Genomic DNA, 23440 nt, shown 5'->3' on the forward strand with positions numbered 1-23440 from the left:
ATCTACGGCTTAACGACCCTTCGGGTTTAGCGGACGTTCACGCGCCGACGGAGCGCCATCGTCATCCTCACTGGCGATGGACAACAACGAGAGGAAACCAAGATGTCTGAACATTTATCGCAGGATCGTGACGCCACGCTCCGCCCCGATGTGCCACTGCTGCAAGTGGAGAACGTCGGACTGGAATACGCCACTCGCGAACGCCGGGTGCGCGCCACCCATGACGTGAGCTTCGATATCTTCCCCGCCGAACGCTTTATCTTGCTCGGCCCTTCCGGCTGCGGTAAATCCAGCCTGTTGAAGGCCGTCGGCGGTTTTCTGCCGCCCGTCGATGGCCGCATCCTGTTGGAAGGAAAAGCCATCTCGCAGCCTGGCCCGGAACGGATGATGGTCTTTCAGGAGTTCGACCAACTGCCGCCGTGGAAAACGGTGTTGGAAAATACGCAGTTCCCACTCCTCGTGACCGGCAAACGGTCCGCCGTCGAGGCGCGTGATCAGGCGATGTACTATCTGGAAAAAGTGGGGCTGGCGGACTTCGCCAACGCCTGGCCGCATACGCTGTCCGGGGGCATGAAGCAGCGGGTGGCGATAGCGCGCGCATTAGCGATGAAACCGAAGGTGCTCCTGATGGACGAACCGTTTGCCGCGCTGGATGCGCTGACACGCCGCAAAATGCAGCAGGAGCTGCTGGAACTATGGGAGGAGGTACGCTTCACGCTGCTGTTCGTCACCCACTCGATTGAAGAAGCGCTGGTCGTCGGTAACCGCATTCTCTTGCTGTCGCCCCATCCAGGACGTGTGCGCGCCGAACTCAATTGTCATCAGTTCTCTCACCACGATGAAGGCGGCACAGAGTTTCAGGCGGCGGCGCGGCGCATCCACGATCTGCTGTTTCCGACGGGTCATCCCGTGGCTCCGGCGCCAACCTCTTCAACGCCCTCGCCTATTCAATCGCTGGCTGGACAACACGTGCGCTGAGTTTTATCTCTTAACATGAAAGGTTTTATGATGAGTCAACTTCCCCCTGTTCGTCCGGAGTACCAGAGAGAGCTGGCACCGCTGACCGATATTAACGTCGCCCAGCCATTACCGTTGCGCAACCGCCTGTGGAATCAGGGCGCCGTCCGCAAGTCACTATTGCTGATCTTGCTGGCATTGCTATGGGAGGGCGCCGCCCGCTGGCAAAATAATGATTTGCTGCTGCCGACGTTTACTCAGGCGGCGGCGGCGTTCATTGAGGATATTCGCAACGGCGAACTGCCCGCCAAGATCGCCATCTCCATGAGTACGCTGGTCAAAGGCTATGTGATTGGGACCGCGTTGGCTCTGGCGCTCAGCGCACTGGCGGTCTCCACCCGTCTGGGGCGCGATCTGCTCTCCACGCTGACCTCCATGTTGAACCCTCTGCCCGCTATCGCGCTGTTACCGCTAGCGCTGCTGTGGTTCGGGCTAGGTACACAAAGTTTGATTTTCGTGCTGATACATTCGGTGCTGTGGCCGATGGCGCTGAATACCTATTCAGGCTTTCTCGGCGTCTCGGAAACATTGAGGATGACCGGGCGTAATTATGGGCTGAGGGGATTACGTTACGTCTGGCACATTCTGATCCCGGCGGCACTGCCTTCTATTCTCTCCGGTCTCAAAATCGGCTGGGCTTTCGCCTGGCGTACGCTCATCGCCGCCGAACTGGTCTTTGGCGCATCCAGCGGACAAGGCGGACTGGGCTGGTACATTTTCCAGAACCGCAACGAACTGTATACCGACCGGGTCTTCGCCGGACTGGCATCGGTCATTATCATCGGGCTGCTTGTGGAAACGCTGATCTTCGCCACCATAGAACGGGTCACGATCAAACGCTGGGGGATGCAACGCTAGCGATATGCAGTACGCCGACGAGGATATTTCGTCGGCGTACTGCCCTTTGAAACGGGCAAAGGCAAAGGCTCTTTTCTTTATGTATGAATAAGACCTGGGAGACCCATTCATTCTTCACTGCATATTACAACCGGGCATGATTTGAAAGATTAAGTGGCACCATAACATTTTGCTAGTTAACTATTTCAACATCATTAATCTAGTCATGAAATAGATAAAAACACTCATCCAATAGATTGGATAATATCGGGTTATAATATTTTTCACGTTTATAAAAACATTGTAAATAAAAGTTCAATTCAGATAAACAACGTGAGTTATTTGATACCGAGAGCAAAACATTTTATTTGCGAACGTATAAATATAAGCAGTTAACGATTCGAATAAAAAGCTCACAAAGCACTATGAATAATCATCTACGCTGAGACGCTTCCATGATACTTTTAATATTAAGCTTTCGCAGCATGCTTTGTTTGTGGCAGCTGATTGTTTTTTCGCTCAAACATAAAAGACCAGACACTTCTTTGTTGCTTTTTCCTTTCAACAGATACTGAAGCACCAGTTGCTCTCTGGGAGAGAGTTTTTGCAGCTGTACATCCCATGACGGACCTGAGTCATGGCTTGTGACGTCTTGTATCTTGGCGATGATTTCAACAACCGGACTTTTCAGATCGATAATCGCATCGTAATTGATATAGCGAAACATCCGGTCAGGCTGACTGTCTTTGAAGATGACAATCTTGTTATTGCTGTTGATGTATTTTATTACGTCAACCAGCGAAGAGATGATGGAAGAGTCGTGCAATACTTCGATGAGAAATACCTGCTCTTTTTCTTGCTGCAAATTGTTGACTAAATCACAGATATCCTCGGCGACAAAACACCTATCGCTATCCGTCATTATTTTACTGATAATGATATTCTGTAAAGAATAAGAAATGATTTCATTCTCAACCAGGAACACGTAGTCCATTGTTATACCACCCCCATACCGCAAGCAATAGAAACCAAGTAAAGCCGTTTTTAATGTGGCTAAATCGAACAGTATGAATTTTTATCGTTTAAGCAATTCTCATAAACCATAGCACTTAACAAAAATTATGGTAGGTTAAATCTGGACTTTACTGGTCTGCTCTCTTATTACCTATCAAATTAACTTTCTGGCCGCATATTATTTGTGCGTTTATCCATTGCTAAATCTGAATTTTATCTCCTCTTCGATTTCCTCACTCTATCAACGGATTGTGTGTTTCACTGGGTTGAATTCGGAGCGACAGCCATCGTCGTCGCCCGGTCTTGAATGGTCACATTAGAGCGATTTTTACTCACCTTAGCCCTCTTTGTGCGCTCTGGGGCGGAAAGTCGGCCAAACATTCGTCACTTGAATAAGAGAAGGAATAAAGGGCTTGCCATCCATGCCGGAGCAGTCCATAATGACGTCCATTCCAGTTACTGGAACGCAAGAAAAAGCATTTTAATCAAAGAGTTATCTTCAGATTTTATGCGCAACACCCTGTACGACCGTAGCTCAGTTGGTTAGAGCACCACCTTGACATGGTGGGGGTCGGTGGTTCGAGTCCACTCGGTCGTACCAATTCTCTTCTGCCTTGTGCAGTGCTAGTTTACTGACATACTCCAATCTGCCTGAATCGCCTAAGCCTCCTGTGTATCTATCCCTTGTAGGGTTAGCTCTATCCGTTGATTCCCCTGCTCCGCTCTCTTTCTTAGGGTTCACCGGTTGTAGCGTTCCACCGTTAGCGACAGGCTGCGAATTTACTACGAACATCACGTTGATAAAGATGAATACCGCCAGTGCATGAAACATGCTCACCGCGACGGTTTCCCGGCCAATCAGAACAATATTACGTCGCGACAGGGTCTCAAGACCTAACACGTGCCAGACTAAAAGCCGCCACGTTTTCTGTAACGGCTTTCATACCTTTGCTGCTTTTGTTTGCGTGAAGGCATTCCCCCGGTATTTAACTTCGGTCTTACCGTGCGTTCGCCCCCTTCTGTCCAGAGAGTAACGCCAGCTTGGCATAGAAATCCTCCAGCGTGAAACGAGTGTCCACCGCATGGTAAACCCGGATCTGTCGCGGACTTTGCTGCTGTCCGTAGCTGAGGTCATCGTTAATCCGTGGGCCATCGCGCAGCGTATATTGATATTCGTGGTCATCCAGCAACAGCGCCACCGAGGGATTATCGCCTAATACCCACACTTCGCTTTTCGGCCAGGGCACGTCCTTTAAGGTCATCGAAATTTCTCGATTGAAGTCGATCAGCTGTTGCCACAGATACTCGCCGACCTTGCCCTGCGGTTTGACGCGCGTCGCCAGCTCCGCCAGAGAAACTCTGACCGACATATAGACGTTGTGCGGCACCTGCCATAGCGCAACGCTGGACTGGAACACCCTATTCGCCGCCTGCGGATCGTTGTACAGGTTGTATTCCCAGCCGCCCTTTGGATAAGGCATACCGCCGATCCAAATCACGGTCATTTTCTTCGCAATCGTCGGGTCCGCCTGCAGCGCGGCCGCAACGTCGGTCAGCGCGCCAAGCACGAGAACAAACAGCGGTTGAGGATCGTCTTTTTGGGCCTCGACGATCAGCTGCCGCGCGCCTTCGCTCAAGGCTGGCTTACCCTCCAGCGGCCCCGTTGCGCCGTGATAAACCGGCACCGCCGTTTTTCCCATCACCTGAGTTAAGCGCTGCAACTCGCGATAGCTTTCCATCATGCTGTCAGCGCCAGAACGTTTTAACAACGGCGCCGTTCGAGCGTAGTGTGAGGCGATAAGACCGGTCACTTTCAGCGTGGGCGACATCAACGCGTGCGCCACCGCGAAATCGTCGTCCGCCTCGTTTTTAGCATCGCTGCTAATCATGACTCTGATTTGCTTGTGTTTCACCACGTCGTACGGCAGCTCGGCCGCTCGCGGCGACACGCTCCATAGCGCGACGAGAATCAGAGCCAGCCCCTGGCTCATCAGCATTAACCTGCGTGTCTGACCTCTAGTGATAATCATGAAAAGATCCCCATAAACGAAAAGGACACAACATGGATGCGATGGATGCGTCGAGTTACCACCAGACTTCCGCCTGCACCCCCAGGCTGAACTGATCGTCTTTATCGTCCGCGAAACTGAACTGAGAGATGCCGTTTTCCAGTGATTTCAGATAGCTGGCGTAAAAACGAATCTCCGGACGAGAGGTCAGCATGCTGGTGCTGACTTTGAGGGTGTGGAACAGCGTGGTTTTGTAGCCTGACTCACGATAGTTGACGCCGCCTGCCTTGTTGGTCTGGTTGAAATAAGCCAGCTCGACGCCGGTCTGGTTGTACTGATCCCAGATATACGCGGGACGGACTACCGCACGGAACGTTTCAAAGTCCGAGTGCGCGCCGGTCTCATAGCTGTACAAATCGTTGCCGCGGCCATACACCAGCGCGTTTGCGATGATCACGTCGGGATGCAGGTACGTTTCCCCCTGCGAGATCAACCGGAAGGCGGTCCCCCCGGTATGTTCGCCGTAATAATATTTGCCGTCGCCGTAGTCCGGATTGGCGTCGGATATTCGCATGAAGCCGCTAGCGATGGAGTTACTGGCGTACTGGAGGGCAAATTCATTAAACCCGCCGTTGTCGAAGTTCTGCCGGAAAAGTCCGGTCGCCAGCCACGCGTCTTTTAATTCGAAATAGTTGCTCGAATGCTGGCTGTCGCTTTCGTTCGCCGTGTTGTATTTGCCGTCTATTTCCAGCGTCGCTTTGTTCCAGAGTGGAATTTCCCGGTAGCGGATATCGATGGCGTTGGTATTCACCTGTGTCGTTGAGGTAAAGGACTTATTGTAGAGATCCAGATCCTGACGCAGTAACGCCATATCCAATTTCCCGACGCCCACGTCAATGTTCTCCAGCCCGACTGCGCCCGCAGAGTCGGCTTTATGCGCTTTCCAGTCCAGCATCTGAATTTCATAATTTTTCAGATAATGTTTCCCAACCCAGAACGTGGCCTCCGGTAGAAACGGAATAAAGCCCGTGGTGGTGACGTACATGTCGGAAAATTGGAGCAGGTTGTCGCTGCTGGAGTCAAAGACGCCGTTACTGTATGACTGCCCGACATTGCCATCGAGCCACACGACGGCATGCGCGGTTTTGCCGTCCTGATCGTAGACGCGTTGGTTCAGGATCAAATCGAACCAACCGCTGTGCTCGTTACCGAAACGGCCCAGAGACCCAATCGCATAAGACTTGGGGACGCCGCGCGATGAGGTGGCCCAGCCGGATCGAAAATACCCCGAGTAGGTAAAGCCGATGTCGTTTTTCACGTAGTTGCTGATATCGCGAAGCGTCAGCGGCGTAGAAGAAACGGTAGCGTTGCTGGGGTTGGCGTTGGCCGCAGTCGAGGAAGACGTCGGTGTAGCTTTCGCCGCGTTCTGGGCATTATCGTTCACGACCGTCACGTTGACGTCGCGCGGCTTCGGCGCCATGTTTTGTGAGGCCTGACTGGCGGCGATTTTATATTCCTGCAACTCTTTTCGGGTGGCGTTTAATTCCTTTTCGAGCAGTTCGAGTCTTTCCTCCACGGTTAATTTCGCGGCCAGCGCGTGATTAGGCACACCGGCGTAGAGCAGAGCCAGCGTGATGATATTTAGGGATACAGAGTTGATTTTTATCATTATGGTGGTTCCAATGTTGATGCGCGGTAGGCGCAAACTCGCCTGCCCGCTATTCCCGGTCAACGTGCGTTGCTCAACGTTTTTATTTGCAGCGGCGAGGCTCCTCCGCTCACCTTTAACGTTTTTTATGTCCGCTTATCGGCGCACGAAACCGTGGCGGATAAAGTAACTGGGGGTACAGCTCCAGGCATGGCAGTAACTGTCGATTTGTTTGCTGCCGTAGGGAGACGACATCGGTTTTTTGGGATCAAACGCCTCCCAGAAGGTATTGGTCCCGGTTTTGACCATCGCACCCCAATACTCCTCCACCAGCGTTCGCGCTTCCTGACTCAGGCCACAATGAATGAGCGCATCGACCATGTGATGGTACAGGTAGGGCGTGAGCGGCCGAATGGCCTGGGGCAGCGACATAACGCGGGTCAGGGCCTGTGCCATTTGCGGTTGAGGCAGCACGTCGGCCAGCGCCATCCATGCCTGAGAAGCCCAGGAGATTTGTCGCTGCTCGCCGCTGACGAACACGCCCTGCTTTTCATCAAACAGCCCGCGTGCCGCCTGCTTCATCCGCTCAACGGTTTCCTCCAGATGCGCGACCTCGGCATTTCTCCCCAGCGATTTCGCCAGTTCGATGCCCTCCTGACAGCTGTAAATCAGTAGTCCCTGGATCGCCGTCTGTTTCTCGAGACCTTTTAACGCGGCGCTTTGGTCCGATCCCGGATTCCAGTCGATAAACACGTAATCCTTTTCCGGCGCGACAAACAGGCCCTGCGCATTGACATTCTTCAGCGCCAGCGCCAACTGCTGTTTCGCCACCGGCCACAGTTCCTGTGCCGTCGCGGTGTCGCGGCTCGCCCGCAGATAGTCGCGCACGATGCTGCCGAACAATGCGGCATAGTCGATCAGCACGACTTCGCCCCTACGCGGCTCCGGCTGTTCATAGACGCAGGCCGTAATATAACCATCTTCCCGCTGCAGCCCGGCGAACAAATACAGGCAGCGGCGCACTAAGGCGGTGTTGTTGAAGCTCACATAGTTGACCATCGCTTGCAGGCGCAAATCGCCGACCCATAACCGCCGATCGCGCTTCGGCCCGTCCTCAAAGACGGTCTGCATACATTCGTGCAATGTCCGAATGCTGACGCGGTCGATATTCTTCAGCAGGTCGCTGTCATAGCGCGCCGGCGCCAGCCGATCCTGACCGGCGGAAGAGACCGCCCTCACTTGTAGTTGGCCGAACGTGACGCAGAAATTCGTCGAAGTAGAGACGATGTCGGTTTTGACGAAGCGGAAGGCATGGCGGCGTTCAATCCTGACCTGCTGCGGCAGAAAATCGACGTTCAGAATTTCATCCGGTAGCCAGGAAGCGCTGATCCAGCCGTTGTAGGGATAGAGCGGCTGCGTCACATCCGTGACAACCTCTCCAAAAATCAATCGCAGACGCACCGGGGCATCGCAGGAGATGCCCTGCCATCCCAATGAGAACGTAAGATAGCCGGTATAGTGCTCGCCGAAATCCACGATAAAGCTGTCGCCGGTCTTGAAACTTTTGTTCGTCAATTCGCCCACGTCATACTGCTGCTTCATCGCCACGCCCAACAGATGCTCGGGCGCTTGCCGAGGCGCGACGACGTTCAACGCGGAATAAGACACTTCGGACAGCGACGGTTTCAGCACTTCCGCCATCGCGACCCAATGCTGCTGTCGGGTCAGCGCCGTCGGTCTGTCGCCGCCCGTTTTCGCCGCACCTGCCGTTTTATCCGCCGCGCGTAATGGCGCGAGATGGGCGCAGGCTGTGACGACGGCCGCGTGGATCAACAACTCTCTTCTATTCATGGTTATCAGCCACCTTATTGGACAGGCCCTGCGCCGTGGCCGCACAGCCCGTAGTCAGACGTTAAGGCATGATGGACGCCATGCCCGCCCGTCGATTACTTCAGCGCATCACCGTTGCTACGAATGACCGATTGATACCAGTAGAAGCTCTTCTTGCGCGTACGCTCCAGCGTGCCCGCCCCCTGATCGTCACGGTCCACATAAATAAAGCCGTAGCGTTTGGACATTTCCGCCTTGGAGGCGCTAACCAGATCGATGGGGCCCCAACTGGTATATCCCAGGACGTCGACGCCGTCGGCGATCGCCTCACCAACCTGCACCAGGTGGTCATTGAGGTACTTGATGCGGTAGTCGTCGTTGATGGTGCCGTCGGCCTCCAGTTGGTCTTTCGCCCCCAGCCCGTTTTCCACGATAAACAGCGGTTTCTGATAGCGGTCGTACAGGACGTTAAGCAGGTAGCGCAGCCCTTCCGGATCTATCTGCCAGCCCCATTCGGAGCTTTCCAGATACGGGTTGGGGATCATGTTCAGGATGTTGCCGCGCGCTTTCTGGATTTCTTCATCGTCCTGGGTGACGCAGCCGGTCATGTAGTAGCTGAACGAAATGAAATCGACGGTTTCCTTCAGCGCCTGGACGTCGTCCTCTTCGATGTGCAGCGCAATTCCCTGCTCTTTGAAGAAGCGTTTCATATAGGCGGGATAGGCCCCGCGAGCCTGGACATCGCCGAAGAAAAGCCATTCGCGGTTTTGGCGCAGACTTTCCATAACGTCGTCCGGTTTGCAGGTCAGCGGGTAGAGCATCGCGCCCAGCAACATGTTGCCAATCCGCGCGTCGGGAATGATTTCATGGCAGGCTTTAACCGCCTTGGCGCTGGCGACCAGTTGATGATGTATGGCCTGGTAGATAGCGGCTTTGTCGCTGTCCGGCGGCAGACCGACGCCGGTAAACGGCGCGTGAAGCGAGACGTTGATTTCATTAAAGGTCAACCACAGTTTGACCTTGTTGCGGTAGCGTTCGAAGACGGTGCGGGCGTAGCGCTCGAAACAGTCGATCGTTGTACGACTGCCCCAACCGCCGACACGCTTCACCAGTCCATAGGGCATTTCATAATGCGAGAGCGTGACCAGCGGCTGAATATCATGCTTCGCCAGTTCGTCGAACAGCCTGTCGTAGTAGGCCAGCCCGGCTTCATTCGGCGTCAGCTCGTCTCCCTGCGGGAAAATACGCGTCCAGGCGATGGACACGCGCAGGCAACGGAATCCCATTTCAGCGAACAGCGCGATGTCCTGCGGATAACGGTGGTAAAAGTCGATGGCGACATCCTTAATGCTGCTGTCACCGGGTTGGCGCTCCACAATATCGCCAAAGATCCCCCGCGGTTGCAGATCCGAGGTCGAGAGTCCTTTGCCATCGTCTTGGTAGGCGCCTTCCACCTGATTGGCGGCAATCGCGCCGCCCCATAAGAAGTCTTTCGGAAAACGAGCGTTCATTGAGTTTCTCCTGTACACGAGAGTGAGTTAATGCACCAGCGACAGCAGCGGCGCGCGAGCGGCGACAGCGCCGCGGGCTAACGGCAACACATCCAGATAGCTGTCGCTGTTGGAAATAATGATGGGGGTCGTCAGGTCATATCCCGCCGCCGCGATCGCCTCGGCGTCGAACGTCAGCAGGAGATCGCCCTGCTTGACGACGTCGCCGATGGCGACATGCGGCGTGAAATGAAGGCCGTCCAGTTTTACCGTATCCATGCCGACGTGGATCAGCACTTCCGCCCCGTGATCTGCGGCCAGGCCGATGGCGTGATGCGTTTTGAATAGCGATGCCACCGTGCCGTCTACCGGCGCATAAAGCTTGCCCTCTTCAGGCACAATCGCGATGCCTTTCCCCAACAGTCCACTGGCGAAGGTGCTGTCGTTCACCTCTTCCAGCGGGATTGCCTGACCGGTCAGGGGGCTTGCGAGTATTTCCGTGCGGACGCCTGGAACAGGACCGACCGGCGCGGCCGTCGGCGCGTCCTTCTTGGGTGAAAGCAACGTGGCCGGGATACCGAACATCCAACTGGCTACAGCGGCAAAGAGGAAGGCGATCGCCGTGCCGACAATGGCCGCCCACACGCCGCTGTTAAAGCCTTCGGGGGGAATAATCAGTGTGAAGGTGAAGATGCTGGGCAGACCGAAGGAGTAAATAGTGGTGTGAAAATAGCCCATAATGCCCGCGCCGATAGCACCGCCAATACAGCCGAAGATAAACGGACGACGCAGCGGGAGCGTAACCCCGTAGACAGCCGGTTCGGTGATGCCGAAGATCGACGCGGAGAAAGCAGAACCGGCGATACCTTTAAGTTTGGCGTCCCGGGTACGCAGCAGCACGCCCAGCGTTGCGCCCGCCTGCGCCAGCACGGCAGGCGTCAACAGCGGCAGCAGCGTATCGTGTCCCATCACGCTGAGGTTGTTCAACATCAGCGGCACCAGTCCCCAGTGCAGGCCGAAAATCACGCAGATCTGCCAAATCGCGCCCATCACCGCGCCTGCAATGACCGAGTTGAGGTTATAGAGCCAGTGATAGCCGCTGGCCAGCAGCTCGCTGAGCCAGGTTGCACAAGGGCCGATCACCAGAAAAGTCAGAGGCACCGTTATGCAGATGCACAGCAGCGGCGTCAGGAAGTTTCGGACGTTGGCATGCAGCAGCGCGTTACATTTTTTCTCCAGCTTGGACGACACCCAGCAGGCAAAAATAATCGGGATGACTGACGAGCTGTAATTCAAAAACGTGATGGGGATGCCCAGAAAGGTCATCGGCTGATAATCGGCTGACTGCATGGCGTTGAATGCGGTGATCATCATGGGATGCACCAGCGTTCCCCCGATAACCATCGTCGTAAACGGATTGCCGCCGAACTTTTTGCCCGCGGTGTAACCCAGGATCACCGGGAAGAAATAAAACAGCGCATCGCTGGCCGCGAACAAGATTTGATACGTGCCGTGGCTTGATTCCAGCCACCCCAGCGCCTGACATAAAGCCAACAGGCCTTTGAGTATCCCTGATGCTGCCATCACACCGATAAATGGCGTGAAGATGCCCGCAATAATGTCAATGAACCGGGAAAACAAACTGTCTGAGGTGTTCTCTTCCTGCAAGGCGGCGTTTTCCATACCCGCAGCCGCCGCGACGTCGCGATAAACGTCGCTGACATGATTGCCGATGACGACCTGAAACTGACCACCGCTTTCCACCACCATAATCACGCCGGGATTGTTTTTCAGCGTGGCGGCATCGGCTTTAGCGCTATCCTTGAGTTTGAAACGCAGGCGAGTGGCGCAATGCAGAACACTGCTGATATTGTCCCGTCCACCAACGCCCTCAATGATCTCACTGGCTAACATCTTATATTCCATAGGACATTCCTTAATGCGGGTCACAGCCAGATAACATCCGACATGACTGGCAGGCTATTTTTAAGACGAAAAAAAACCTGAATCACTTCCCTGGCGGTCTCATGACGACTCAGGAAGCGATTCAGGTTTCGCCTGCGTTGTCCTAACTAAGACAAATGCAGTAACAATCCAAATCTTTGAGCAGATTGCGGGGTTTTGATCACTCAGGCAAGCGACTTTAATCAGTTGATAACTAATTTGTGATGCACAACACCCTTTTGTTTTTTACTCCTCCGGCTCTTGTCCTGATATATCGGCACGCACTCTTTCGATATGAATAGTCAGGAACATCAGTTCCTCCTTTGTCAAAATATAATCGTATTGGCGATGGATGTGCGTCTGGATCTTTTCCGCACAGCCGTAGGACTGTGCATACTTCTCTTTAACGACATCGTGCAGCGATTCGTCATCGTTAGAGACCGGATCATGCCCGATAAGCCGCTGCGCAAAGAATTTGAGGTGAGTGACAAACCGGTGATAACTGAGCGCCTGCTCGTTGTAGTCCACCTCCAGGTGGTATTTGACGATATTGAGTATCTCCTGCATCACCTTGGTAATCTGAATCACCTCAGGCATTTGGCTGTCGAGTTGCGCATTGACCAGATGCAGCGCGATAAATCCGGCTTCGTCTTCCGGCAGACGAACGCCAAGACGGCGATGGATGATCGCCAACGCCTCCAGGCCTACCGCAAACTCTTTTTGATATAGCCTTTTGACTTCCCAGAGGAGCGCGTTGCGGATATCTACGCCTTGTCGATGACGCTCGATGGCGAAATGACAATGGTCAGTCAACGACACATAGATGCTGTTTTGCAGCTTCCCCGGGAGCTGTTCTCTTGCTAACGCGATGATTTTGTCCGCGGTAGTAAACACCTCAAGCGGTATCCCCTGCAAAATCTCGCTTAATCGCGACGTGAGTTCACTGCTTCGCAATTCGAACACTTTCTCTATCAGAGTCTTATCGAGGCGATCGCCAATCTGTTTTTTGAAACCTAGCCCTCGCCCCATAACCACCTGCTCGTTATGGTGTTCGTCCAAGACGGTAACAACATTATTGTTGTGTATTTTGGCTATTTTCATTTTACGAACCCTGGAAACAAAAAGACCAGATATCCCCTTGTCTACAAGTGAGTATCTGGTCTTGCCTGCCGTCAGCAGTAACAACCCTAATCCTCATCATCAACCTCCCCCCCAACTCTCTCAATATGCATCACCGAGAAACGTGACGAGGATCGACAGAAAAGCTCAAAAATTGCACATTATTTTTTTCAATGCTCGCATAGATAGCGAAATATGGCGCAGAAACAATGCATCGCATTATTTTTATCTGCGGGGAAAAATGATTGCAGAGAGATTGCGCAACACCAGTGCGCAAAAGTGAAAAATCGCCTATTTTTTTGCGTAAACGCACTAAAATATAGGTTATCATACTGCCTCACCGCTTGTTTCTCATCACCCAGCAACTATAATACGGGCGTTGTCTTATTGAATGGTTTCAGCAAACTACCGTGCCAAGATTAATAACAAGTTTTAAAACGGTATTACCTCGTTTCATCCCCTCTTTTAGGATGATATCTGACCCTGAGTGCCTTCAAAATTTCGGTTGCTGTCACTCTCTGCACTCAATGTGTTCTGTCTCTTTTTTCAGCAAATCCCTATCGGGGGTTAGCATCCTTAACCACCGGTTCCCATTTTTATCCATCACAACTTGTAGAAATTAACCGTTATGAAAAAGACCAAAATCGTTTGTACTATCGGCCCTAAAACTGAGTCCGAGGAAATGCTGGCCAAGCTGTTGAACGCAGGCATGAACGTTATGCGCCTGAACTTTTCTCACGGTGACTACGCCGAACACGGTCAACGCATTACGAATCTGCGCGCCATCATGCAGAAAACCGGACAGAAAGCCGCCATCCTGCTGGACACCAAAGGTCCAGAAATCCGCACCATGAAGCTGGAAAACGGTGCTGATGTTGCTCTGTCTGCCGGACAGACTTTCACCTTCACGACCGATCAGAGCGTCATCGGTAACAAAGATCGCGTAGCGGTAACCTACGCAGGATTCCCAGAAGACTTGAGCGTCGGCAATACCGTGCTGGTCGATGATGGTCTGATCGGTATGGAAGTCACTGCCATTAACGGCAACGAAGTCGTCTGTAAGGTACTGAACAACGGCGACCTGGGCGAAAACAAAGGCGTTAACCTGCCAGGCGTTTCCATTCAGTTGCCGGCTCTGGCAGAAAAAGACAAACGCGACCTAATCTTCGGTTGCGAACAAGGTGTTGATTTTGTAGCCGCTTCCTTCATCCGTAAACGTTCCGACGTTGAAGACATCCGTGCTCATCTGAAACAACACGGCGGTGAACACATCCAGATCATCTCCAAAATCGAAAACCAGGAAGGTCTGAACAACTTCGACGAAATCCTGGAAGCTTCTGACGGCATCATGGTTGCTCGTGGCGACCTGGGCGTGGAAATCCCGGTTGAAGAAGTTATCTTCGCTCAGAAAATGATGATCGAAAAATGTAACCAGGCGCGCAAAGTCGTTATTACCGCGACGCAGATGCTGGATTCCATGATCAAGAACCCGCGTCCGACCCGTGCGGAAGCGGGTGACGTCGCCAACGCCATCATCGACGGCACCGACGCCGTTATGCTGTCTGGCGAAAGCGCCAAGGGTAAATACCCACTGGAAGCGGTCAGCATCATGGCCACTATCTGTGAGCGCACTGACAAGGTCATGAAACCGCGTCTGGAACGTGCCGCGAACACCGGCCGCCTGCGCATCACCGAAGCCGTCTGCCGCGGCGCGGTAGAAACTGCAGAGAAACTGGAAGCGCCGCTGATTGTGGTAGCAACCAGCGGCGGTAAATCTGCGAAGTCCATTCGTAAGTACTTCCCGGATGCACGTATTCTGGCGCTGACCACCAATGAAGTCACCGCACGTCAGCTGATTCTGACTAAAGGCGTAGAAACGCAGTTAGTGAAAGAAATCGCTTCTACCGACGATTTCTACCGCATTGGTAAAGACGCTGCGCTGGAAAGTGGTTTTGCCAAATCAGGCGACGTTGTCGTCATGGTATCCGGCGCTTTGGTACCGAGCGGCACCACCAACACCGCTTCCGTACACCGCCTGTAATACCTCACGGCGAAAAGTCACCAATGAGTATCAAGCGCCCCTCGGGGCGCTTTTTTTATGGGTGACTTTATTTTACTTTTATGTGCTTTTCGGGCAGAGAACGTTCCAGTCAGTTATGCTAAAAACAGATATCAGTTCNCTCTTATTCAGAGCAATCTGATAAAAATAGCCTGTTTTCCTTACTTTTTTTGTCTTTGAAGTGAAAGGCGCTGCTTCTTTGAGCGAACAATCCAAATTAAGCGTGTTCTCATCAAAAATTTATTCTCATTAGAAAAAAGTTTGTGTAATACTTGTATCGCTACATGGAGATTAACTCAATTAGAGGGTATTAATAATGAATCGTACTAAACTGGTACTGGGCGCGGTAATTCTGGGTTCTACTCTGCTGGCTGGCTGTTCTAGCAATGCTAAAATCGATCAACTGTCTTCTGACGTTCAGACTCTGAACAGCAAAGTTGATCAGCTGTCCAACGATGTAACCGCAATCCGCTCTGACGTACAGGCTGCTAAAGACGACGCAGCTCGTGCTAACCAGCGTCTGGATAACCAGGTTCGCACTTACAAAAAGTAATCGAATCTGTTGAATGAAAAATGGCGCACATTGTGCGCCATTTTTTTGTCTGTAATAAATCCTTTAGCTAACGCCTCTCACCAGGCCCTTTTCTTCTTAGCGCCGCCTGAGGCTGGACGCCCTTCCGGGCTTCGACGACGCGACTCCCTCATGGATGGCCCGTACGCTGCTGTTATGGCTGATGCGACGCTGAATCGGCTACGCTCGTGACTGGTGCCGCTGCGTCATTGGCCGTTTGCTGAGCGGGAATCGGCTCACCAGTGTTGACCAGCACAGGCATGCCAGAGCGACGCTCAATAGCGCTTTCGACAACCGCCTTATTGGTCTCTTCATTGTTGATAAAACCCTTCACTTTCTTGCTGAGCGCGATAGGCATCGTCTGCGGGTCATCTTTATCCGTGCGAGACAATGGCTGATGAACCTCGATATAGCGCTTACCATCAGGTTCTACGGCGACTTTTATCGGCTCGTTAACAACCTGTACCCGGGTACCAGGTTCAACGGCGTTGAACAACGCTTCAATATCATCTGCCCGCAAGCGGATACAGCCGGAGCTGACGCGCATACCAATGCCGAAATTCGCGTTAGTGCCGTGAATCAGATAGACCCCGCCGCTCTTCGCCATACGCATCGCAAACAGTCCCATTGGATTATCCGGCCCCGCAGGCACGACGGCCGGCAGGTCGATGCCCTGCTCTTTATAGTGCTTGCGAATATTCGGCGTCGGCGTCCAGGTCGGGTTCGGGTGTTTAGAGATGATGGTTGTGGTCATCACCGGCGTATTACGCCCCAGTTGGCCGATACCAATAGGATAAACGATCACCTTATTCTGACCTTTGGGGTAATAGAACATCCTCAGTTCAGCCAGGTTGATGACGATGCCTTCACGCGGCGTATCCGGCAGCAACATTTGGGTAGGGATGGTGAGCGTGGTGTCAGGCTTGGGAAGATAAGGATCGGTGCCGGGATTCGCTTCCAGCATCCCTAACAAACCTATTTTATAGTCGGCTGCAATCGCTTCCAGAGAACGACCGTCGTGTGGAACGACATAAGTGGTGTTTTCACCGACTAAACGGCTATCTGGCGGCGGCAGCGGATACTCGGTGGCGTGCCCTGCTGACATGCCGCCGATGTACGACACCAGAAGCAGCCCCATTAACGTCAACGCGCGTTTCATCATCAGTTCCCTATTCTTGCGGCTTAAAGGTTGAGGTCTATACGGTGGCGGCAGAATCGCCCGTACAACCCTATAGACCATTTGCCGGACTATTATCGATTGAATTGTTTAACATTCAGTTTGTTGCGAAGCTAATATTAAGAATAAGAGCAGATCGCCCGCAGATCCACGGGCGAACTCTTAAAGCATGGCGGGAAAGAGGAGAACAACGGCGTCAGCGTGGTGCCAACGCCGCTCAAGAGAAAGCGATCAGGCCAGCTCAGCGGCCCGACTGCGAATCGACCGCAGCATCGCTTCCAGCCCTTGCGAACGTGAAGGGGTAAGATGCTGGGTCAACGCCAGCTCCTGGAAAAACGGCCGGACATCCAGCGAGACGATATCCTGCGGCGTTAGCTGCTGATAAAGGCTGAAAACAACGGCGATAAGTCCTTTGACGATTGCAGCGTCGCTGTCGCCCTGTAGCGCGACTCGCCCCTGCTCGTCCCGCGTCACCACGATCCATACCTGACTCTGACAGCCATTCACGCGATTATCTTCCTGACGCAGATCGTCGCTTAGCGGCTCCAGACGTGATCCCAGTTCCATGATGTAGAGATACTTTTCTTCCCAGTTATGACAGCGAGAAAAATTGCGTACCAGTTTCTGCGGCTCCGGCAGACTTGCCATAATATCCTCCGCGGTTAACTTAACCGCCTAATAAACCATGAATACGTTGTAGCCCGGCGACCAGCCGGTCGATATCTTCACGCTGGGTATAAACGGCCAAAGACGCTCGGCACATGCTGGAAACCCCGTAGTGTTCCATTAACGGCATGGCGCAGTGATGGCCGGTACGGATGGCGATGCCGTACTGATCGAGGAAACTCCCCACGTCGTAGGCATGGTGTTGACCGAGGTTGAAGGCAATCACACCTTGACGCTGTTCCGGACCGTACATAATCAGCGTCGGTACCGTCTTAAGCGCGGATACCGCATACTGCATCAGATCGGTTTCGTAGCGGTGGATCGCCTCGCGTCCTATTGCAGAAACGTAATCCAACGCGGCGCCCAATCCCATAATGCCGGCGGTATTGGGAGAGCCAGCTTCGAAGCGCCAGGGCGCATCGGCGTAGGTCGTGCCTTTGGTGAGGCTGACTTCGCGGATCATCGAGCCTCCGCCTTCCCACGGCGGCATGGCCTGTAGCAACGCATGTTTGGCATACAACACGCCGATCCCTGAAGGCCCATAAATTTTATGGCCGGAGAACGCGTAAAAGTCACAGTTTAACGCCTGAACGTCGACTGGCTCATGCATGATCGCCTGCGCCCCGTCCAGCAACACCTTCGCGCCGACGCTATGCGCCAGACGAACGATGTCCTGTACCGGGTTCACGGTTCCCAGCACGTTCGAAATGTGGGTAACGGAGACTAAACGAGTCCGTTCATCCAACAAATCCGGCAACAAGGCGACATCCAGCTCACCGTCGGCCGTCAATGGCAGAACGCGAATTTCGATACCGTGCGTTTGGGCCAGCATCTGCCAGGGAACGATGTTGGCATGGTGCTCCATGCCGGTAATCACCACATTGTCGCCGGGCTGCGTGAAGGTCCGCCCGTAGCTGTTGGCGACCAGGTTGATCGCTTCTGTGGTACCGCGTACGAATACGATCTCTTCCGCAGACTCCGCGTTGATGAATGACGCCGTCAGCGTACGCACATCCTCCATCGCCGTTGTCGCCCGGGCGCTCAACGTGTGAATGCCGCGGTGAACCGCGGCATATTCGTTACGATAAAAATTCAGCTCACGGTCGATCACCGACTGCGGCTTCTGCGAACTGGCCGCGCTGTCCAGATAGACCAGCGACTGGCCGTTGACTTCCTGTTTCAGAACGGGGAAATCTGCGCGGACGCGTTCTATCGGGTAATCACTCATTGCTGGCCTCCCGCGGCGCCGATGAGGCGTTCCGCTATGCGTTTGATCACGACGTCGCGCAGAGCGTCGTCAGAGATCGCTTCCGTCAGTTCGGCGGCAAAAGCGAAGATAATCATTTGTTGCGCGTCTTCACCACTGATGCCGCGGGCGCGCAGGTAAAACAGCTGCTCTTCGTCGATACGGCCAACCGTCGCGCCATGACTGCATTTGACGTCGTCGGCGTAGATTTCCAGCTGCGGCTTGGTGTCCACTTCCGCCAGACGGCCCAATAGCAGGTTGTTGTTGGTCATCTTGCCATCGGTTTTCAGCGCATGAGGCGCTACTTTGATCATGCCATTGAATACCGCCTTGGCGCGATCGCGGACGATCGTCTTATGCAACTGACGACTTTCGCCATTGCCCTGATTGTGTTCCAGATAGGTGCGCGTGTCGCAAACCTCGCTGCCACGCGGCAGGATCAGGCTATTGATGGTCAGATTAGCCCCTTCGCCGTTCATCTGCGCGCTGGTCTGATGCCGGGTCAGCCCCGCCCCCAACAGGAAACTGTGGCTGGAAACGCGCGCCGAGCGCGCCATCCGCACATCATTGTGAGCGAAGTGGTAGCCCGACGCCGCTTCGAACGCCAATTTATAATGCGTAACGTCGCAGTTTTCACCTGCGTCGACGGTCAGACGAGCGCCGCTGAAATGCGCGCGCTCATCCAGACTGACATAGTGTTCAATCACCGTAGCGGCGGCGTTCGCGCCCACCTGGAGATCGTGGCGATGGTGAACCGTGTTCAGTACCGCGCCGTCGCCGGAGCTGATGTGCAGCAGATACAGCGGCTTTTCAGCCTGTACGCCAGCGGCAAGACGAATCTGCGTGCGCTCGGCGGCCAGACTCTCGGTAAGATGCAAGAAGACGTCCGGCTGAATCGGAGCGGCCATCGGCAGCGACGCGGGGGATGCCGCTACTTCAACCTGATAAGGGCCCCAGTCGGCGTCGCTGAGTTCGGGACTCAGGCGTCCGTCGACGAACACCATCCGCCACGCATCCAGCGGCAGTGACAACGCATCGCACTGCACCGCGTTGACCGTCCGCGCGGCGGGTTCGGTGAATTCATGGCTGAGCAAGCCGTCCAGCGGCGTGTATTTCCAGTGCTCTTGCCGGCGGTTTGGCACGCCCAACTGCAACACTTGCTTCCAGTGTTGACCCGCTTCTTCAGAACGCGCTCCGGCGCCGTCGAACAACCGCTGCCACTGCTGCAACGCCTGCGTCGCTTTCGTATTACTGTTGGTCGGTAAGCCAGCCATAGCCCTGCTCCTCCAACTGTTTAACCAATGTGAAGTCACCGGATTTCACAATCCGCCCCTGATACAACACGTGAACGAAGTCTGGTTTGATGTAGTCGAGAATACGCTGGTAGTGCGTTACGATGATGAAGGAGCGCTCTTCGTTACGCAGCGTGTTGACGCCGTTGGAGACGATTTTCAGCGCATCGATGTCCAGCCCGGAGTCGGTTTCGTCGAGAATGCACAGGTTGGGTTCCAACGCGGCCATCTGCAAGATGTCGTTGCGTTTCTTCTCACCGCCGGAGAAACCGACGTTGACCGAACGGGTCAGCAGATCAGCCGGCATATTCAGTAGTTTGATTTTTTCTTCAATAAAGTCTTCAAAATCAAAGCGGTCTAAAGGTTCCTGCTGACGATATTGACGAACGGCATTGACCGCGGTCTGTAAAAAGAACTGATTGCTGACGCCCGGAATTTCGACCGGATACTGAAACGCCATGAAAATGCCTTCGCCCGCACGATCTTCCGGCGACAGTTCCAACAAGTCTTTGCCTTTGAACGTGACGGAACCTGACGTCACTTCGTAGTCCTCGCGGCCAGCCAGCGTCGCGGACAGCGTACTTTTGCCGGAGCCGTTCGGCCCCATGATGGCATGGACTTCGCCCGGTTTGATTTGAAGATTCAGCCCTTTGATGATTTCTTTTTCTTCGACACTGACTCTTAAATTTTCAATATTCAACATACTTTATCCTTCAGACGCCTTTGCCGCAGGCGCTCGTCTTATAGGCACCGGAGTGCATGTGTTCAATAGGTGACATTGTCACTTTCACAGCGATCAGCCCACACTGTGCTCAAGGCTTATGGCCAGGAGCTTCTGGGCTTCCACCGCAAACTCCAGCGGCAGTTCGGAGAAGACATCTTTACAGAACCCGTTCACGATCATTGAAATCGCATCATCTTCGCTGATACCGCGCTGCAAACAGTAGAACAGCTGGTCTTCGCCGATTCGGGACGTGGTCGCTTCGTGCTCCAGCTGCGCCGTGTTGTTTTTCACTTCCACGTACGGGAACGTGTGCGCGCCGCACTCGCTACCAATCAACATCGAGTCGCACTGGGTGAAGTTACGGGCGTTCGTCGCGGTCGGCATAATTTTCACCAGTCCGCGATAAGTGTTCTCGCTGCTGCCCGCCGAAATCCCTTTCGAGATAATGGTGGACCGCGTGTTTTTCCCGATGTGGATCATCTTGGTTCCGGTGTCGGCCTGCTGATGACCGCTGGTCAACGCCACAGAGAAAAACTCGCCGACCGAGTTGTCGCCACGCAGCACCACGCTGGGATATTTCCAGGTGATTGCAGAGCCGGTCTCAGACTGCGTCCAGGACATTTTCGAACTTTCTCCCGCGCACAGCGCGCGCTTGGTCACAAAGTTCAAAATCCCGCCTTCGCTGTCTTTACCCGCGAACCAGTTCTGCACGGTGGAATACTTCACTTCCGCCCGGTTATTGATGATCACTTCCACGACGGCGGCATGCAGCTGATAGCTGTCACGCACCGGGGCGGAACACCCTTCGATGTAGCTGACATAGCTGTCGTCGTCCGCGATCAGGATGGTACGTTCAAATTGACCGGTTTTCGCCGCGTTAATACGGAAGTAGGTCGACAGCTCCATCGGACAGCGCACCCCTTTCGGGATGTAAACGAACGTGCCGTCGGAAGCCACGGCAGCGTTCAGCGCGGCAAAGAAGTTATCGTTGGACGGCACCACGGTGCCCAGGTATTTGCGCACCAGCTCCGGGTGTTCCTGAATCGCTTCGCTGAACGAACAGAAAATCACGCCGTGTTTCGCCAGCTCATGACGATAGGTCGTCGCAACGGACACGGAATCGAAAATCGCGTCGACGGCTACGTCTTTACCTTCACGTACCGGCACGCCAAGCTGCTCGAACGCCTTTTCGNCCTCGGTGGTCAGGTAGTTCTGCTCGCTTAGCGTATTGGCGCCGTTTTCACCGGACTGCTGCACCGCGCCGGGCTGTGATCCGCAGGTGTCGTCGCACTGGCCGCAGGATGGCGCGGAATAATAGCTGTAGTCCTGATAATCAAGCTTGTCGTAATGCGCCTTCAGCCAGTGCGGTTCTTCCATTTCCAACCACGCGCGGAAGGCGTTGAGACGAAACTCAAGCATCCATTCGGGTTCGTTACGCTTGGCGGAAATCGCCCGCACCACTTGTTCATTAATACCCCTGGCCAGCTCATCCGTCGCCAGTTCGGTGAAGAAGCCCTCTTTGTAGCGGCCGTCGCCGAGCCAGATCTGTACATCATCGGATACATCTACGTTACTACGCGCCATAATAGTGTCGCCGCTTAGAGCCCAAAGCTCTCACCACACCCGCAGGCGTGTTGAGCTTTAGGGTTGTTGTATTTAAACACCTGATTCAAGCCTTCATGGACGTAGTCCACTTCAGTGCCGTCAATAAAAGGCATCGCCTTGAGAGGAACGTAAAGACGGGCGCCGTCGCGCTGAAACACTTGCTCGTCAGCATCAGGCTGTTTGATCATATCCAACACGTAACCAAAGCCCGCACATCCAGACTGCTTCACACTCAGCCGTAGCCCCTGCACTTCGGGGTCCTGTTGCATCAGTCGAACAATATGGGCGGCTGCGCTTTCAGTCAGCGTGAGTCCCTGCCAGACATTTTCATCCAGTGAAAATGTCTCTACATTTTGCGATTGCATGGGGATTACCTCGTCTCTCTAAACTTTCCGCTTTTAGCGGGTCTGCCCTAATGGTAGTGATAATAGTGAGGGGGCTTCAACCTCGTGATTTCTAGGGCTATACGACGCTCCGACCCCAAACACCGTTTTTTTTAACCGCCCCGAAAACGCTCGGGGCCGATTCAGGGGGGAGCGCTTATTCTAACCACATGAAATAAAAGAACAATAATCGAAGTTGAAGTGATCGCGTCGGCGGATTGTTCAACATTTTATTATCATAAGTATAACATCTATCGCTGGAACCTATTTTATAAACAGGAGGAATCAACAGATATTTTCCCCCTATTTTAAGCTTTTTGCTGCTATTTACATCTCAACCGTTGCATGTCACTTTGAGGGAAAATATGATAACGATTATCATTTAACAAAGGATTGACCCCATGTTTCCTTTCAATGCCTGGCTGCAATCCCATATCGATGACTATCGTGCGACACTGCGTGACGCCACGATGGAAATGTATATGGCAGAAGTGAATCTGGATAATCCCGATAGCGATATCACCCACATTCGCAGTTACTATCTGTCCGGTATGAGGATGGTGGAGCTGAGCCAACACTACGGCGACGACGACAGCTATCTGCTGGCACTGGTCAAAATGCACCATCGGCTCATTCGGGAGATTAACAATCCGCGGCGCTGCCATCTGTGCCGCCTGCAGAGCTACCACTTCGGCCGACAGACGCTACAGCTGATCTGCAATCAGTTCAGCCAACAAGGCTGCTGGCAAAAAGTCACGGCATTTCAGGCCGACTTCGCGAAACGCGTCGCGTTTATGCCCTGAGGCGAA

19 protein-coding genes and 1 tRNA gene are annotated in these 23440 nt (G+C 53.7%); 6 read left to right on the forward strand and 14 right to left on the reverse strand.

Features of this window, described 5'->3' with window-relative positions; translation table 11 throughout:
- Positions 1-102 precede the first annotated feature (102 nt).
- Both RZ35_RS07025 and RZ35_RS07030 read left to right on the forward strand, forming a co-directional pair.
- The gene (locus RZ35_RS07025) at positions 103-978 is read left to right on the forward strand and encodes an ABC transporter ATP-binding protein (protein WP_051625499.1); all 876 of its coding nucleotides are present in this window, start codon (positions 103-105) and stop codon (positions 976-978) included.
- A gap of 30 nt (positions 979-1008) precedes the next feature.
- Positions 1009-1875, forward strand: coding sequence for an ABC transporter permease (locus tag RZ35_RS07030; RefSeq protein ID WP_026742664.1), 867 nt, complete (start codon positions 1009-1011; stop codon positions 1873-1875).
- A 412-nt stretch (positions 1876-2287) separates the two neighbouring features.
- Here RZ35_RS07030 and RZ35_RS16935 read toward each other — a convergent pair whose 3' ends face one another.
- Complete coding sequence (locus RZ35_RS16935) at positions 2288-2848, reverse strand: helix-turn-helix domain-containing protein (RefSeq protein ID WP_026742665.1); 561 nt, start codon at positions 2846-2848, stop codon at positions 2288-2290.
- Positions 2849-3392: 544 nt separating this feature from the next.
- On the opposite strand from RZ35_RS16935, the gene RZ35_RS07040 reads away from it, so the two are divergent.
- Positions 3393-3469, forward strand: a tRNA-Val gene (locus tag RZ35_RS07040).
- A gap of 397 nt (positions 3470-3866) precedes the next feature.
- On the opposite strand, the gene RZ35_RS07045 is transcribed toward RZ35_RS07040, so the two are convergent.
- From RZ35_RS07045 to licT, 6 genes are all read right to left on the reverse strand, one after another.
- The gene (locus tag RZ35_RS07045; RefSeq protein WP_099049249.1) at positions 3867-4898 is read right to left on the reverse strand and encodes a nucleoside hydrolase; all 1032 of its coding nucleotides are present in this window, start codon (positions 4896-4898) and stop codon (positions 3867-3869) included.
- A gap of 55 nt (positions 4899-4953) precedes the next feature.
- The gene (locus RZ35_RS07050) at positions 4954-6546 is read right to left on the reverse strand and encodes a carbohydrate porin (RefSeq protein ID WP_036152827.1); all 1593 of its coding nucleotides are present in this window, start codon (positions 6544-6546) and stop codon (positions 4954-4956) included.
- A 135-nt stretch (positions 6547-6681) separates the two neighbouring features.
- Positions 6682-8376 carry an alpha-L-rhamnosidase-related protein gene (locus RZ35_RS07055; RefSeq protein ID WP_200873751.1) on the reverse strand — a complete coding sequence of 565 codons (1695 nt, stop codon included), beginning with the start codon at positions 8374-8376 and terminating at the stop codon, positions 6682-6684.
- Between the two features lie 95 nt (positions 8377-8471).
- On the reverse strand, positions 8472-9866 hold the full coding sequence (locus tag RZ35_RS07060) for a glycoside hydrolase family 1 protein (RefSeq protein ID WP_026742669.1): 1395 nt from the start codon (positions 9864-9866) through the stop codon (positions 8472-8474).
- A 27-nt stretch (positions 9867-9893) separates the two neighbouring features.
- Positions 9894-11771 (reverse strand): PTS beta-glucoside transporter subunit IIABC, encoded by a 1878-nt coding sequence (bglF, locus tag RZ35_RS07065; protein WP_026742670.1) that lies wholly within the window; start codon positions 11769-11771, stop codon positions 9894-9896.
- A gap of 264 nt (positions 11772-12035) precedes the next feature.
- Positions 12036-12890 carry a BglG family transcription antiterminator LicT gene (gene licT / locus RZ35_RS07070; RefSeq protein WP_026742671.1) on the reverse strand — a complete coding sequence of 285 codons (855 nt, stop codon included), beginning with the start codon at positions 12888-12890 and terminating at the stop codon, positions 12036-12038.
- A gap of 646 nt (positions 12891-13536) precedes the next feature.
- Between licT and pykF the strand changes: the two genes are divergently transcribed.
- Both pykF and RZ35_RS07080 read left to right on the forward strand, forming a co-directional pair.
- Positions 13537-14949 carry a pyruvate kinase PykF gene (gene pykF, locus RZ35_RS07075; RefSeq protein WP_026742672.1) on the forward strand — a complete coding sequence of 471 codons (1413 nt, stop codon included), beginning with the start codon at positions 13537-13539 and terminating at the stop codon, positions 14947-14949.
- A gap of 334 nt (positions 14950-15283) precedes the next feature.
- Positions 15284-15520 (forward strand): major outer membrane lipoprotein, encoded by a 237-nt coding sequence (locus RZ35_RS07080; protein WP_026740320.1) that lies wholly within the window; start codon positions 15284-15286, stop codon positions 15518-15520.
- A gap of 172 nt (positions 15521-15692) precedes the next feature.
- On the opposite strand, the gene RZ35_RS07085 is transcribed toward RZ35_RS07080, so the two are convergent.
- The 7 genes from RZ35_RS07085 to sufA form a co-directional block, all read right to left on the reverse strand.
- On the reverse strand, positions 15693-16697 hold the full coding sequence (locus RZ35_RS07085; protein WP_026742673.1) for a L,D-transpeptidase family protein: 1005 nt from the start codon (positions 16695-16697) through the stop codon (positions 15693-15695).
- A 249-nt stretch (positions 16698-16946) separates the two neighbouring features.
- Complete coding sequence (gene sufE / locus RZ35_RS07090) at positions 16947-17363, reverse strand: cysteine desulfuration protein SufE (protein WP_026740322.1); 417 nt, start codon at positions 17361-17363, stop codon at positions 16947-16949.
- A gap of 19 nt (positions 17364-17382) precedes the next feature.
- Positions 17383-18609, reverse strand: a complete 1227-nt coding sequence (gene sufS / locus RZ35_RS07095; protein WP_026742674.1) for a cysteine desulfurase SufS — start codon at positions 18607-18609, stop codon at positions 17383-17385.
- Positions 18606-19901 (reverse strand): Fe-S cluster assembly protein SufD, encoded by a 1296-nt coding sequence (gene sufD / locus RZ35_RS07100; RefSeq protein ID WP_026742675.1) that lies wholly within the window; start codon positions 19899-19901, stop codon positions 18606-18608. The genes sufS and sufD overlap by 4 nt, the downstream gene beginning before the upstream one ends.
- Complete coding sequence (gene sufC / locus RZ35_RS07105) at positions 19876-20622, reverse strand: Fe-S cluster assembly ATPase SufC (RefSeq protein ID WP_026740325.1); 747 nt, start codon at positions 20620-20622, stop codon at positions 19876-19878. The genes sufD and sufC overlap by 26 nt, the downstream gene beginning before the upstream one ends.
- Positions 20623-20715: 93 nt before the next feature.
- On the reverse strand, positions 20716-22227 hold the full coding sequence (gene sufB, locus RZ35_RS07110; protein ID WP_026742676.1) for a Fe-S cluster assembly protein SufB: 1512 nt from the start codon (positions 22225-22227) through the stop codon (positions 20716-20718).
- 14 nt (positions 22228-22241) lie between these two features.
- Entirely contained in the window at positions 22242-22613 is a 372-nt protein-coding gene (sufA, locus tag RZ35_RS07115) for a Fe-S cluster assembly scaffold SufA (protein WP_026742677.1), read from the reverse strand.
- 419 nt (positions 22614-23032) lie between these two features.
- On the opposite strand from sufA, the gene RZ35_RS07120 reads away from it, so the two are divergent.
- Positions 23033-23434 (forward strand): hypothetical protein, encoded by a 402-nt coding sequence (locus RZ35_RS07120; protein WP_026742678.1) that lies wholly within the window; start codon positions 23033-23035, stop codon positions 23432-23434.
- The last annotated feature ends 6 nt before the right edge of the window (positions 23435-23440 follow it).

Source organism: Lonsdalea quercina subsp. quercina (genome assembly GCF_000688655.1).
GTDB classification, from domain to species: Bacteria; Pseudomonadota; Gammaproteobacteria; order Enterobacterales; family Enterobacteriaceae; genus Lonsdalea; species Lonsdalea quercina.

Excerpts from the sequence above, each read along its gene's own strand:
- sufC (WP_026740325.1), bottom strand. The coding sequence starts at position 20,622 with ATGTTGAATATTGAAAATTTAAGAGTCAGTGTCGAAGAAAAAGAAATC.
- sufD (WP_026742675.1), bottom strand. The coding sequence starts at position 19,901 with ATGGCTGGCTTACCGACCAACAGTAATACGAAAGCGACGCAGGCGTTG.
- licT (WP_026742671.1), bottom strand. The coding sequence starts at position 12,890 with ATGAAAATAGCCAAAATACACAACAATAATGTTGTTACCGTCTTGGAC.
- sufS (WP_026742674.1), bottom strand. The coding sequence starts at position 18,609 with ATGAGTGATTACCCGATAGAACGCGTCCGCGCAGATTTCCCCGTTCTG.
- pykF (WP_026742672.1), top strand. The coding sequence starts at position 13,537 with ATGAAAAAGACCAAAATCGTTTGTACTATCGGCCCTAAAACTGAGTCC.
- RZ35_RS07030 (WP_026742664.1), top strand. The coding sequence starts at position 1,009 with ATGAGTCAACTTCCCCCTGTTCGTCCGGAGTACCAGAGAGAGCTGGCA.
- sufE (WP_026740322.1), bottom strand. The coding sequence starts at position 17,363 with ATGGCAAGTCTGCCGGAGCCGCAGAAACTGGTACGCAATTTTTCTCGC.
- sufA (WP_026742677.1), bottom strand. The coding sequence starts at position 22,613 with ATGCAATCGCAAAATGTAGAGACATTTTCACTGGATGAAAATGTCTGG.
- RZ35_RS07060 (WP_026742669.1), bottom strand. The coding sequence starts at position 9,866 with ATGAACGCTCGTTTTCCGAAAGACTTCTTATGGGGCGGCGCGATTGCC.
- RZ35_RS07050 (WP_036152827.1), bottom strand. The coding sequence starts at position 6,546 with ATGATAAAAATCAACTCTGTATCCCTAAATATCATCACGCTGGCTCTG.
- RZ35_RS16935 (WP_026742665.1), bottom strand. The coding sequence starts at position 2,848 with ATGGACTACGTGTTCCTGGTTGAGAATGAAATCATTTCTTATTCTTTA.
- RZ35_RS07025 (WP_051625499.1), top strand. The coding sequence starts at position 103 with ATGTCTGAACATTTATCGCAGGATCGTGACGCCACGCTCCGCCCCGAT.
- RZ35_RS07120 (WP_026742678.1), top strand. The coding sequence starts at position 23,033 with ATGTTTCCTTTCAATGCCTGGCTGCAATCCCATATCGATGACTATCGT.
- RZ35_RS07085 (WP_026742673.1), bottom strand. The coding sequence starts at position 16,697 with ATGAAACGCGCGTTGACGTTAATGGGGCTGCTTCTGGTGTCGTACATC.
- RZ35_RS07080 (WP_026740320.1), top strand. The coding sequence starts at position 15,284 with ATGAATCGTACTAAACTGGTACTGGGCGCGGTAATTCTGGGTTCTACT.
- RZ35_RS07055 (WP_200873751.1), bottom strand. The coding sequence starts at position 8,376 with ATGAATAGAAGAGAGTTGTTGATCCACGCGGCCGTCGTCACAGCCTGC.
- bglF (WP_026742670.1), bottom strand. The coding sequence starts at position 11,771 with ATGGAATATAAGATGTTAGCCAGTGAGATCATTGAGGGCGTTGGTGGA.
- RZ35_RS07045 (WP_099049249.1), bottom strand. The coding sequence starts at position 4,898 with ATGATTATCACTAGAGGTCAGACACGCAGGTTAATGCTGATGAGCCAG.